Genomic DNA, 12,089 nt, shown 5'->3' on the forward strand with positions numbered 1-12,089 from the left:
CGCGCCGCTGTTATTTCCCTCACCACCCCGCGGGTCCGAATTTCAAGGACGTGTTGCCTAGAATTTGCCCCGGACACGACACACGAGGGGAGCGGTGACCGTGCGACGGGACTTCAAGGACCCTGCGAGCTGCCGCTCCGACCAGGTCATCGGCCGGGCGGAGCCGTCGGCCGCGGCGCGCGAACAGCTCGCCCGCGGCGGCAGCGTGCTGCTTCACGGCCCCGCCGGAATAGGAAAGTCGACCGTGCTGCGGGCAATGGCGGCGGAATATGCCCCGGCGGCCCGGACCGTGTTGCGCTGCTCCGCGACGGAGTCCGAATCGCACCTGCCCTTCCTGGCGCTGGCCGACCTGCTCGGCCTGGTCCTGGACGAGGTGTCCGGCAGGCTGCCCGCCGCCCAGCGCACCGCCCTGGAGGCGGCGCTCACCGGCCGCGGCGAGTCCACCCTCCAGCGCGACGGCCTCGCGCTGCGTCTGGCCGTGCTGTCGGCACTGCGCGCGCTCGCCGCCGAGGGCCCGGTCCTGATCGTCGCCGACGACCTCCAATGGCTGGACCCGGCCAGCGCCGAACTGCTCGGCTTCGCCGCCCGCCGCCTGGGCGAGACGCCCGTGCAGATGCTGTGCGCGGTGCGCACCGAGGGCCAGGAGTACGACCGCCATCTGCGGGCCTGCCCGCCCGACACCCTGGCCGTCCGGCTGGGCCCGCTCTCCCGCACCCAGGTGTCCTCGCTGCTCGACCTCCGCGGCTACACCGGCCTGCCCCGCTCCACGGTCCGCGACATCCACCGCACCAGCGGCGGCAACCCCCTGTTCGCGCTGGAGCTGGGCCGGGCCATGGCCGAGAGCCCGACCGCGCCCCGCCCGGGCGAGCCGCTGCCGGTGCCGACCTCGCTGCGCGCGCTGGTGCTGAGCCGCCTGGAGATGCTCTCCGGCGAGGCGCGCCGGACCCTGCTCGTGGCGAGCGCGGGCGCCCGTCCCACGCCCGCGCTGCTGCGCGCGGCCGGCCGGGAGAGCGCCGAGGCGGAGTGCGCCCAGGCGGCCGAGCTGGGGCTGCTGACGACGGACCCGGAGGGCCCGACCGTACGGTTCGCGCACCCGCTGATCTCGGCGGCGCTGTACGCGGAGGCGCCCGCGCAGGAGCGGCGCGCCGTGCACGCCGCGCTGTCCACCGCCGCCTCCGACCCGATCGAGCGGGCCCGGCACCTGGCGCTGGCCACCACCGGCACCGACCCGGAGGTGGCCGCCCGGCTCGCCGGGACGGCCGCCCTGGCCCGGGACCGCGGGGCGCCGTCGGTGGCCGCCTCGCTCGGGCTGCTCGCGGCCCGCCACACCCCGCCGGACAGCGTGCCGGGCCCGGACGACCGGCGTCTGCAGGCCGCCGAGGACGCCATCACCGCCGGGGAGGTGGACCTCGCCCGGGACATCGCGCGGGAGGTGCTGACCCGGGCGACGGTGCCCGCGGACCGGGTGCGGGCCTGGATGGTGGTGATCGAGGCCGCCGGGCAGGCCCTCGGGGACGTGGACGCGGTGTTCCCGCAGGCGCTGGCCGACGCGGGCGACGACCCGCGGCTGCTGGCCCTGGTCCACTACCAGCTGGCCTGGCGCGGGCTGGTGGTGGAGGGCGACTTCGAGGTGGCCCGGCGGGAGGCCGCGCACGCGGCGCAGCTGGCCGCGCGCGGCCGGGACCGCAGGACCGAGCTCATGGCGCTCGCCTTCCAGTCGTCGACCGAGACCCTGATGGGGCACCCCGACGCCCCCGCGACCATCAAGCAGGCGCTGAAGGAGCCGCAGGACCCGTACGTGGCGTGCCACCACAACGGCGTCGGCTCGGCCCGGTTCCGCTGGCTGCTGATGAGCGACCAGCTCGCGGAGGCCCGGACGACCATCACCACGCTGCTGCGCGAGGTGCGGCGGCGCGGCATGGTCGAGAGCGAGGTGCACTTCGTGCGCATGCTGGCCGAGACCGAGCTGCGCTGCGGGCACTGCGGCCGCGCGCTCGACCTGGCCCGGGAGAGCCTGCGGATGGCCCGGGACACCGGGATCGGCGAGAGCGCCTCCGCCATGCTGGCCGCCATGGCCGAGGCCTCCGGCGGGGACGCGGAGCGCGCCCAGACCCTGGCCCGGGAGGCGGTGGGGCACGCCGAGGAGGACGGCGACCCGATGTACCTGTCGCGCGCCCTGGCCGCGCTGGGCTACGCCCAGCTGGTCGCCGGGGACGCGCCGGCCGCGGTCGCCTCGCTGCGCCGGGTGCGGGAGCTGGAGTCGGCGCTCGGCATCACCGACCCGGCGCGCGGCCGCTGGCACGGCGACCTCGCGGAGGCGCTGGTGCAGGCCGGGGAGCCGGCCGAGGCGCAGGACGTGATCGACGTGGCGCGCGAGCACGCGCTGCGGCTGGACCGGGAGAGCGTGCTGGCCGTGCTCGACCGGTCCGAGGCACTGGTCCGGGCGGCCCGCGGCGACCAGGAGGGGGCCGTGGCCCAGCTGACGTCCGCGCAGGACCGGCTGGCGAAGCTGGGGCACGGGCTGGAGGAGGCCCGGGCGGCGTTCGCGCTGGCCCAGCTGCGCACCCTCCCCCGGGCTCCCGGCTCCGCTCGGGCAGGGGGGAACCCCGGGCCGGGACCGACGTCGTACGACGAGGCGGCGCGCCTGTTCCGGCGCTGCCGCGCGCTGCCCTGGCTGGGCCGGGTGGAGGCGGCCGCCGTCGCCCGTCCGGCCCAGCCGGAGGTCACGCCCGCGGCGCTGGACGGGCTGGCCGCCATGGAGCGCCAGGTGGCCGCGCTGGTCATGGAGGGCGCGACCAACCGGGAGATAGCCGCGCGGCTGTTCGTCAGCGTCAAGACGGTCGAGGCGACCCTGACCCGCGTCTACCGCAAGCTGGGGATCCGTTCCCGGGTGGACATCGTCCGATTGGCGGCGGCCCGGCGCGCGAAGTGAGGGCGGCCCGGGTTAACTGCCTGGAGTGGGCCCCGTGCGGGACGCCGCCGTCGGCGCATCGAGCAGGACCGAGGGTTTTCCCTGCCCAACTCCCCTAGGGGGTTCCCTCATTGGGGCGGATTGCACCGGGCCCTAGCGTAAGAGCCGTGCCGCTCGCCCGGGCATACGGGGGTCTGTCCCGAGACCCCCGTGCTCAACCGCCCGGCGCCCCCCCCCACCGGCCAGCCCACGAGGAGACGCATGTTCGGCCTCACCCGCGCCAGACAGACGGCCGCGCTCGGCGCGGCCGCTGCCTCCGCCGCGACCGCGCTGCTCACCGCTCCCTCAGCCGCCGCTCTTCCCCAGCCCGTCGTCGGCGGCACCACGACCACGACCGGCGCGTACCCGTTCGTCATGCAGATCACGGACGCGTCCGGCAACCAGTTCTGCGGCGGCACCCTGGTCGCGCCCACCAAGGTGGTCACCGCCGCCCACTGCATGGCGGGCGAGACCCCGACCGGTGTGCGCGTGGTGGGCGGCCGCACCTACCTGGACGGCACCGACGGCACGGTGAGCAAGGTCGGCCGGATCTGGATCGACCCGGACTACACGGACGCCACCAACGGCGACGACGTGGCGGTGCTGACCCTGTCGACCTCGATGCCGTACACCGCGGCCCCGTACGTGTCCTCCGACGACAGCGGCGTGTACGCGGCCGGCACCACGGCCCGCATCCTCGGCTGGGGCACCACGTCCGAGAGCGGCAGTTCCTCCAACCAGCTGCGGACCGCGACCGTGCCCGTCGCGTCCGACTACAGCTGCGCCGGTTCCTACGGCTCCGACTTCGTCGCGAGCGACATGGTGTGCGCCGGATACTCCTCCGGCGGCGTAGACACCTGCCAGGGCGACAGCGGCGGTCCCCTGCTCATCGGGGGCGTCCTGGCAGGGATCACTTCCTGGGGCAACGGCTGTGCGGAGGCGGGTTACCCGGGTGTGTACACCCGGCTGACCGCCTTCTCCGGCCTGGTCACCGCGCAGGTCACCTCGTGACCCGCTGACGGTTCGACCCCCAGGTCAGTGCCAGGGGGCGTTGCGGGCCTCCACGCGCGGCCCGCAACGCCCCCTATCCATGTGCCCGGAGCGCGGCCTCGGTGGTAGCACCCGGAGCGGGGCGCGGCTTCGCGCCCCGGCGGCGCTGCGGCCTGCGCCTCCGCGGTTCTGCGGCTCAGCGGTTCTGCGCTCTGCGGCTCAGCGGCTCAGCGGCGCACCACGGTGCCGAACCGGATGTCGTACGAGCTCCCCGGATGGAGCACCGCGAGCATCCGCTCCCCCTCGGCGGTGATCTCCTGCCGCTCGGCCCTGGTGGGCTCGCGGAAGGGCTCGACGACGAGTGCGCCGCCCTCCAGCTTCCACACGCCGGCCAGGAAGCCGTCGACGAGGAGGACGCGGTGGGCCTGGTTGCCCCGCGCCGCGCGCCCCCGGTACTCCTCCGGCACCACGCGCGTGCGGTCGGCGTGGGAGAGGAGCAGGTTGTCGAACTCGGGCAGGAACCGGGGCGGGGCCGGGATGTCCGGGTCCGGGCGGGGCGCGTCCGGCAGGTCGAAGAGCTCCAGGCCGGTCTCGTCCCGGAAGGTGACGAGCCGGGGCCGCAGGCGCTCGAACACCTCGCGCAGACGGGTCAGGCCCGCCCAGATCTGCATGTCCTTGACGGAGGCCGGCCCGAAGGCGGCGAGGTAGCGCAGGACGGTGGCGTCGGGGGCGGGCGCGGGTTCGGCGGGGCGGCCGAGCCAGTGCTCGGCGGTGGTGAGGACGACCTGTCCGCTCCTGCCCCACAGTCCGCGCGGGGGGACCTGGACCAGCGGGAGCCGGCAGCGGGCGGCCACGCCGAGGGCCTGCGGGTCGGCGTCCGGCCACTCGGCCAGGAGGGCCTCGCGCAGCCGGCTCATGGTGCATGGCTCGGCCTCGACGAGTTCGCGGGCGAACGCGGCCAGCCGGTCGAGATCGACACCGGCGAGCCCCTTGCGGAACAGCGTGATCTCACGGTCGCGGGCGGGCTGGACGAGCGGGCGCAGGGAGAGGCAGTCGTCGGCGGTGTGGGTGTGGATGGTGGAGCGGATCGTGACGATCCGGACGACCTCGCGGCTCGCCATGAGGCTGGACAGCTCCTCGGGGCCGAAGCCTTCGAGGCGGGCCGCGAGCGCGTAGTAGGGCGGTTTGACGTTCTGGGCCTGGAGGCCGACGAGGTGCTTGACGGCGGCCTCGGCGGACATCGGCGAACGGCTCAGCAGGAGCTGCCTGCTGAGGGTCGCGCGGTTCAGGGCGCGGGCGCCGAGCACGGGGGCGGTCGCGGCGGCCGTCGGCTTTGTCATGCACGCACGCTAACGCAGCGGGCCGACAGCATCCGTCCGCTATGCCGGGCGCCCCGGGGCCGCGCGGTCCGCGAGGGCCGGCCCGGTCCGCCCCTGGTACTGCGACGGTTCGCCCGCCGCCTCCGGCCCTTAGGTCTCGTATGCTGACCGTGATCTCGCAGGCGCAGGTTCGGTCGAGAGGCGGTCCCCGATGCCCGAGCGACGCAGCCGTCCCGCCTCGTCCGTCTGGCGCCGCGCGCCGGCACCGCCGCCCGGCGAGAGGTCCCCGGCTCCGCCTGCCCAGACGACCGACGCGGACCCGGCCGAGGTGGCGAGCGTGGTGCAGGCGGCCCTCTACCGCGACGGGGTCCGGGTCTCCTCCCCCGCCTCCCTCGCCGAGACCTTCCGGGAGCTGCGCGAGCAGCCCGAGGGGATGGCGTGGATCGGGCTCGCCCGTCCCACGGAGAGCGAACTGCTCTCCCTGGCGTCGGAGTTCGACCTGCATCCGCTCGCGGTCGAGGACGCGATGGAGGCCCACCAGCGGCCCAAGCTGGAGCGCTACGGCGACACCCTGTTCGTCGTCCTGCGGGCCGCGCGCTACCTCGACGCGCCCGAGCAGGTCGACTTCGGCGAACTGCACGTGTTCGTGGGCCCGGACTTCGTGATCACCGTGCGCCACGGCGGCGCCCCCGACCTCTCCGCGGTCCGCCGCCGCATGGAGGAGACGCCGGACCTGCTGAAGCTGGGCCCGGAGGCGGTGCTGTACGCGATCCTCGACGCGGTGGTGGACGGCTACGCGCCGGTCGTGGCCGGCGTCCAGAACGACATCGACGAGATCGAGACCGAGGTGTTCGGCGGCGATCCCGAGGTCTCCCGCCGCATCTACGAACTCTCCCGCGAGATGGTCGAGTTCCAGCGCGCCACCCGTCCCCTGGTCGGCATGCTGCACGGCCTGATGGCGGGATTCTCCAAATACGGCACGGACGAGGAACTCCAGCGGTACCTGCGGGACGTCGCCGACCACGTCACCCACACCAGCGAGCGGGTCGACGCCTTCCGCCAGGCCCTCACCGAGATCCTCACCGTGAACACCACCCTGGTCACCCAGGAGCAGAACGCGGAGATGCGGGCCCTGGCGGAGGCGGGGTTCGAGCAGAACGAGGAGATCAAGAAGATCTCCTCGTGGGCGGCGATCCTCTTCGCCCCCACCCTGGTCGGGACGATCTACGGCATGAACTTCGCGCACATGCCTGAGCTGCACTGGGTGTTCGGGTATCCCTTCGCCATCCTCCTGATGGCCGTCGTGTGCGTCACCCTGTACGTCGTCTTCAAGCGGCGGGACTGGCTCTGAGGGCCCGGCGGCTCAGGCGGGGGCGGACGGCGGGCCCGCCTCCCAGCCGGTCCAGTGGTGGACGGTGACCGCGATCACCGGGCCGTCCGGCGGCTCGTCCTGGTACTGCGGGTACTTGCGCTGGAGCCGGGTGAGCGCGTCCTCGTAGGCCCGCCGGACCTCGGGGTGCGCGGCGTCGGGCGTCACGATCCGCGCGCCGCCGTCGGCGCGGACCCACCACAGCCGGCCCCAGTCCTCGTCGTAGGCGTCCGCCAGCAGGCACACGGCCGGGGTGACGGCGACGTTGTGCAGCCGTTTCAGCCCGGACGTGCTCTTGGGCTTGCGGTCGACCGCGGTGACGATCTCGTCCTCACCGTGGGCGGCGAACACCACCGGCACCAGGTGGGGGCGCCCGGCCGCGTCCACCGTGGCCAGCCGTGCCACCCGGGCGGCGGCGAACCGCCGCCGCGTCTCGTCGGGGTCCATCTGCGGCACGGGTGTCTCCTCTCCCGGGTCGCGTCGGGGCGGACTCTCCTCCGCTTCGCGCCGGGTACCCCGGCCGGGCCCGGGCGACAACATGAGGACCGCCGCCCCGGGCGGGAGACCCGGAAAATAGCTCACATTTTCGAAATTGCTCGGCGTGCGCCCCGGCACCCGACCCGGCCCCGTCACGCCTTCCGCGCGCTGGGCCAACCGTGTGACCTGGGGACGAACACGTCGGGAAACAGGCCGCGTTGCCTACGATCGACCTGTGGTCACCTTCTTCCTCGAACGCACCGCCCCGCTGTCCATCGACGAGGCGTGGCGCCGGCTCACCCAGTGGTCCCGCCACGCCGACGTGGTCCCGCTGACCCGCATCACCGTGGTCACGCCCGAGCCGACCGGCGAGGGGACACGCTTCGTGGCCCGTTCGGGGATCGGCCCGCTCGCCTTCGACGATCCCATGGTGGTCACCGTCTGGCACCCGCCGGCCGATGGCGAGGCCGGCCTGTGCCGCCTGGAGAAACGGGGCCGTGTCGTCAAGGGCTGGGCGGAGATCGAGGTACGGCCGGGCCCCGGCGGCCGCACCCGGGTGCGGTGGCGCGAGGAGGTGCGGATCGCGTGCCTCCCCGGCCTCTTCGACCCCGTGGTGGAACGGACGGCACGCACCGTGTTCGGCCGGGCGGTGAACGGGCTGCTGCGGCGCCCGTGACGACCGCCGGCCCGCGGGCGGGCCCCGCGGGCCGCCGCTGCCCGGCCGGTGTGCCGTCACCCCGGCGCGGGGGCGTCACCCCGGCGCGGGGGCGTCACCCCGGCGCGGGGGCGTCGTCCGGCGCCGTCGCGGCATCGTCCGGCGCCGTCGCCCGCGCCGTCATGGCGGCATCCGGCACCGTCGCCCGCGCCGTCGTGCCGTCGTCCGGGGGAAGCAGGCGGGACCAGACCGAGCGCCGGGCCGCGGCCAGGGCCAGCCGTTCGCGCGGCGGACGCGGGCCGACCGGCCGCCAGACGAGGGCGGTGTCACCCGCCGAGCCGGAGCGGGTCCGCAGGGCCACCACGTCGTCCCGGCCGAGCAGCGCATGGCGGAACAGGGTGTGGCTGCCGCTGTCCTCGACGAGCGTGTCGGGCGTCCAGCCGTGTTCCGCGAGCCGGGCCAGGACGGCGGACGCGTAGCCGGGGGCCCGCCGGGCGGGGAACCACAGCAGCCGCAGGCCGGTGAGGTCGCCCCACCCGAGTTCCGCGCGCCCGGCGAGCGGATGCCGGCGGCGCATCACGACGCCCAGGGGCTCGTCGGCGATCGTGCGCAGCTCCAGGCCCCGCACGTCGTCGAGCGGGGTGCGCAGGACGCCGTAGGCCAGTGTCCCGGCGCGCAGCAGGTCGCCCGTGCGCGCGGAGTCGGTCCGCTCGTAGGCCAGGCGCAGGGGCCCGTCGCGCGTCAGGATCCGCTCGGTGCGCTCCAGGATCTCCGGTGCCACGCCTGCGCACACCCCGACGGCGGCGGTCGGGCAGGCCGAACGGGCCGCGGCCACCGCGGAGTTCAGCGCGTTCAGCGCCTGGTCGACGCCGTCGAGGAGCAGCCGTCCGGCCTCGGTGAGTTCCATGCCCCGGGGCAGGCGCCGGAACAGGGCCGTGCCGACGCGCCGCTCCAGCAGCGCGATCTGCTGGCTGAGGCTGGGCTGGGCGATGCGCAACCGGCGGGCGGCCTCGGTGACGGTGCCCGCCTCGGCGACGGCGGCGAAGTACCGCAGCGGACGCAGCTCCAGGTCCGGCAGCCGGTCCAAGGCCCGCTCCCGCGGCCCGGATTCGCCGTCCCCTTCGCCGTCCCCGGCCCGGACCGTCCCGCTCCCACCCGTACCCATAGGTTCCAGCCTATAGCTCTCTCGGCGACAGGTCCTGGTCCCGGGCGCGCCCGTGCCGTTGGGTGGAGGCATGTACGTCATCGTGTTCAGGTACCGCGTCCCGCTGGAGCGGATCGACGCACTCAAGGAGGCCCACTACACCCATCCCGAGGGGGTGTTCGCCCGGGGGCTGGCCCGCCTCGCCGGGCCCCTGGAGCCCCGGACCGGCGGGCTCGTCCTCGCCGACGGGCCGCGCTCCGCGATCGAGGCCGCCGTCGCCTCGGACCCCTTCGTCACGAGCGGCTCCGCCACGGCGGAGATCCTGGCCTTCCGCCCGGTGTGGACGCGGACCGAGGACGCCGCACCGGACACGGATGGGGGCGCCTGGCCCGCGGAAGGCACGAACCGGCCTGCGGCATCGCGCGGTTGACGGGGACCGGGTTCCGTCGGCTCAGGCCACCGACCCCATCCGCCGCGCCGGCGCCGTCGCCTCGTCGTGGTGGATGGGTGTGTGCGCGCCGGTCAGGGAGACCCCGCTGCCGCCACGCCGGTCGGCGACGATCTCCGCGGCGATGGACAGGGCCGTCTCCTCCGGGGTGCGGGCGCCGAGGTCGAGGCCGATGGGCGAGTGGAGGCGGGCCAACTCGATATCCGTGACGCCCTTTTGGCGCAGCCGCTCGTTGCGGTCCAGGTGGGTGCGGCGCGAGCCCATCGCGCCGACGTACGCCACCGGCAGGCGCAGCGCCCGCTTCAGCAGGGGGACGTCGAACTTGGCGTCGTGGGTCAGCACGCACAGCACGGTACGGCCGTCCGTCTCCGTGCGTTCCAGGTACCGGTGGGGCCACTCGACGACGATCTCGTCGGCGTCGGGGAAACGGGTCCGCGTGGCGAAGACCGGACGGGCGTCGCACACCGTGACGTGGAAGCCCAGGAACTTGCCCGCGCGGACCAGCGCCGACGCGAAGTCGATGGCGCCGAAGACGATCATCCGGGGCGGCGGCACCGACGACTCCACCAGCAGGGTGAGAGGGGCCCCGCAACGGGAGCCCCGCTCACCGATCTCCAGGGTGCCGGTGCGTCCGGCGTCCAGGAGGGCCGCCGCCTCGCCGGCCACCGTGCGGTCCAGCTCCGGGTGCGCGCCGAAACCGCCCTCGCACGTGCCGTCCGGGCGGACCAGCAGGGCCCGGCCCCTCAGTCCGCCGGGGCCGGAGACGATCCGGGCGAGCGCCGCCGCCTCGCCGCGCCCGGCGGCGGCCAGCGCGGCGGCGAGGACGGGACGGACCGGGTCGGCGGCCCGTACCGGGGTGACGAGGATGTCGATGATCCCGCCGCAGGTCAGGCCCACGGCGAAGGCGTCCTCGTCGCTGTATCCGAAGCGTTCCAGGACGGTCTCGCCGTCCTGGAGCGCCTGCCGGCACAGGTCGTACACCGCGCCCTCCACGCAGCCGCCGGAGACCGAGCCGATCGCCGTGCCGTCGGCGTCCACCGCGAGGGCGGCGCCCGGGCGGCGGGGCGCGCTGCCGCCCACGGCCACCACGGTGGCCACGGCGAAGTCGCGGCCCTGCCCGAGCCACCGGTTCAGGTCCTCGGCGATGTCCAGCATCTGTCGGTCTCCTTCAACAGTGTCTGCGTGCGGTGCGGCTGACGGAACGTCAGTGCACGCCCAGCCAGCTCTCGATCGGGTGGAGGGCGAAGTACACCAGGAAGATCACCGCCAGCCCCCACATGAAGGCGCCGATCTCCCGCGCCCTGCCCTGGGCGGCCTTGATGGCGACGTAGGAGACGACACCGGCCGCCACACCGGTGGTGATGGTGTACGTGAACGGCATCAGGACCACGGTGAGGAACACCGGGATCGCGGTGGCGCGGTCGGCCCAGTCCACGTGCCGGGCGTTCATCAGCATCAGGGCGCCGATGACCACCAGGGCGGCGGACGCGACCTCCTGGGGGACGATCGCGGTCAGCGGGGTGAAGAACAGGCAGGCCGCGAAGAACAGGCCGGTGACCACCGAGGCGAGGCCGGTACGGGCGCCCTCGCCCACGCCGGTCGCCGACTCGATGAAGACGGTCTGACCGGAGCCGCCCGCCACGCCGCCGATCGCGCCGCCCGCGCCGTCGATGAACAGCGCCTTGGACAGGCCCGGCATCCGGCCCTCGTCGTCGGCGAGTCCGGCCTCGGTGCCGACGCCGATGATGGTGGCCATCGCGTCGAAGAAGCCGGCCAGCACGAGGGTGAAGACGATCATACCGACCGTCATCGCGCCGACCTTGCCCCAGCCGCCGAACTCCACGTGCCCGAAGAGCGAGAAGTCCGGCATCGAGACCGCGCTGCCGTGCAGTTCGGGGGCCCCGGCGGCCCATGCGCCGGCCTTGACGACCCCGGCGGCGTTGAGGACGGCGGCGACGGCGGTGCCGCCGACGATGCCGATGAGGATGGCGCCTGGGACGTTCCGGGCCTGGAGCACGAAGATCAGCAGCAGGGTGCCGGCGAAGAGCAGCACGGGCCAGCCGGCGAGCTCGCCCGCCGGTCCGAGGGTGACCGGGGTGACCTTGCCCTGGTGCACGAAGCCGGACTTGTAGAAGCCGATGAGGGCGATGAACAGGCCGATGCCCATGGTGATCCCGTGCTTGAGCGCCAGCGGGATCGCGTTCATGATCATCTCACGCAGGCCGGTGACGACCAGCAACATGATGACCACGCCGTAGATCACGCACATGCCCATGGCCTGCGGCCAGGTCATCTGCGGGGCGACCTGGGAGGACAGGACACCGGAGACGGAGAGGCCGGCGGCGAGGGCGAGCGGCACCTTGCCGAAGAACCCCATCAGCAGGGTGGTGAAGGCCGCCGCGAACGCGGTCGCGGTGATCACGGCCTTCTGGCCGAGGGTGTCCCCCGCCGCGTCCTTGCCGGACAGGATCAGGGGGTTGAGCAGCAGGATGTACGCCATCGCCATGAAGGTGGTGACGCCGCCGCGCACCTCGCGCGCGATCGAGGACTCCCGCAGGGATATGTGGAAGTAGCGGTCGAGCCAGGACCGGCCGGCCGGGACGCGGGTTCCCGCGCCCGCGTCGTCGGCGGTGGTCCTCGGCTCCACGGATTGCTGGGTCATGGGCCATCTCCCAAGGTTCACAGGGGCACCCGGCGCCCGCGAGGGCGTACGGGATTTGGGAATGGACGACCCGGG

Annotated in this window: 10 protein-coding genes; 5 read left to right on the forward strand and 5 right to left on the reverse strand. The window is 74.5% G+C overall.

Annotation, left to right across the window (positions count from 1 at the left end):
• Nucleotides 1–94: 94 nt before the first annotated feature.
• On the forward strand, nt 95–2,932 hold the full coding sequence (locus ACIQ9G_RS16810) for an ATP-binding protein (RefSeq protein WP_403609586.1): 2,838 nt from the start codon (nt 95–97) through the stop codon (nt 2,930–2,932).
• A gap of 240 nt (nt 2,933–3,172) precedes the next feature.
• Complete coding sequence (locus ACIQ9G_RS16815; RefSeq protein WP_403609588.1) at nt 3,173–3,961, forward strand: S1 family peptidase; 789 nt, start codon at nt 3,173–3,175, stop codon at nt 3,959–3,961.
• A 206-nt stretch (nt 3,962–4,167) separates the two neighbouring features.
• On the opposite strand, the gene ACIQ9G_RS16820 is transcribed toward ACIQ9G_RS16815, so the two are convergent.
• Nucleotides 4,168–5,280 carry a winged helix DNA-binding domain-containing protein gene (locus tag ACIQ9G_RS16820; RefSeq protein WP_403609590.1) on the reverse strand — a complete coding sequence of 371 codons (1,113 nt, stop codon included), beginning with the start codon at nt 5,278–5,280 and terminating at the stop codon, nt 4,168–4,170.
• Between the two features lie 190 nt (nt 5,281–5,470).
• On the opposite strand from ACIQ9G_RS16820, the gene ACIQ9G_RS16825 reads away from it, so the two are divergent.
• Nucleotides 5,471–6,610 (forward strand): magnesium and cobalt transport protein CorA, encoded by a 1,140-nt coding sequence (locus ACIQ9G_RS16825; RefSeq protein ID WP_403609593.1) that lies wholly within the window; start codon nt 5,471–5,473, stop codon nt 6,608–6,610.
• Nucleotides 6,611–6,622: 12 nt separating this feature from the next.
• On the opposite strand, the gene ACIQ9G_RS16830 is transcribed toward ACIQ9G_RS16825, so the two are convergent.
• Nucleotides 6,623–7,084 (reverse strand): TIGR03668 family PPOX class F420-dependent oxidoreductase, encoded by a 462-nt coding sequence (locus ACIQ9G_RS16830; RefSeq protein ID WP_403609596.1) that lies wholly within the window; start codon nt 7,082–7,084, stop codon nt 6,623–6,625.
• Nucleotides 7,085–7,340: 256 nt separating this feature from the next.
• Here ACIQ9G_RS16830 and ACIQ9G_RS16835 point away from each other — a divergent pair, with 256 nt between their 5' ends.
• Entirely contained in the window at nt 7,341–7,781 is a 441-nt protein-coding gene (locus tag ACIQ9G_RS16835) for an SRPBCC family protein (RefSeq protein WP_392192461.1), read from the forward strand.
• Between the two features lie 94 nt (nt 7,782–7,875).
• Here the strand turns inward: ACIQ9G_RS16835 and ACIQ9G_RS16840 are convergent, their stop codons facing one another.
• Nucleotides 7,876–8,925, reverse strand: coding sequence for a LysR family transcriptional regulator (locus ACIQ9G_RS16840; protein WP_403609599.1), 1,050 nt, complete (start codon nt 8,923–8,925; stop codon nt 7,876–7,878).
• Nucleotides 8,926–8,995: 70 nt separating this feature from the next.
• On the opposite strand from ACIQ9G_RS16840, the gene ACIQ9G_RS16845 reads away from it, so the two are divergent.
• Nucleotides 8,996–9,334: a YciI family protein gene (locus ACIQ9G_RS16845; protein ID WP_403609602.1), complete on the forward strand. Its 339-nt coding sequence runs from the start codon at nt 8,996–8,998 to the stop codon at nt 9,332–9,334.
• A gap of 21 nt (nt 9,335–9,355) precedes the next feature.
• Here the strand turns inward: ACIQ9G_RS16845 and ACIQ9G_RS16850 are convergent, their stop codons facing one another.
• Together ACIQ9G_RS16850 and ACIQ9G_RS16855 are read right to left on the reverse strand one after the other, a co-directional pair.
• Nucleotides 9,356–10,507, reverse strand: a complete 1,152-nt coding sequence (locus ACIQ9G_RS16850; protein WP_403609604.1) for an XdhC family protein — start codon at nt 10,505–10,507, stop codon at nt 9,356–9,358.
• A gap of 49 nt (nt 10,508–10,556) precedes the next feature.
• Nucleotides 10,557–12,014, reverse strand: a complete 1,458-nt coding sequence (locus tag ACIQ9G_RS16855; protein ID WP_403609607.1) for an NCS2 family permease — start codon at nt 12,012–12,014, stop codon at nt 10,557–10,559.
• Between the last annotated feature and the right edge of the window lie 75 nt (nt 12,015–12,089).

The sequence above is a fragment of the Streptomyces sp. NPDC096152 genome (genome assembly GCF_044763235.1).
In the GTDB taxonomy this organism is placed as follows: domain Bacteria; phylum Actinomycetota; class Actinomycetes; order Streptomycetales; family Streptomycetaceae; genus Streptomyces.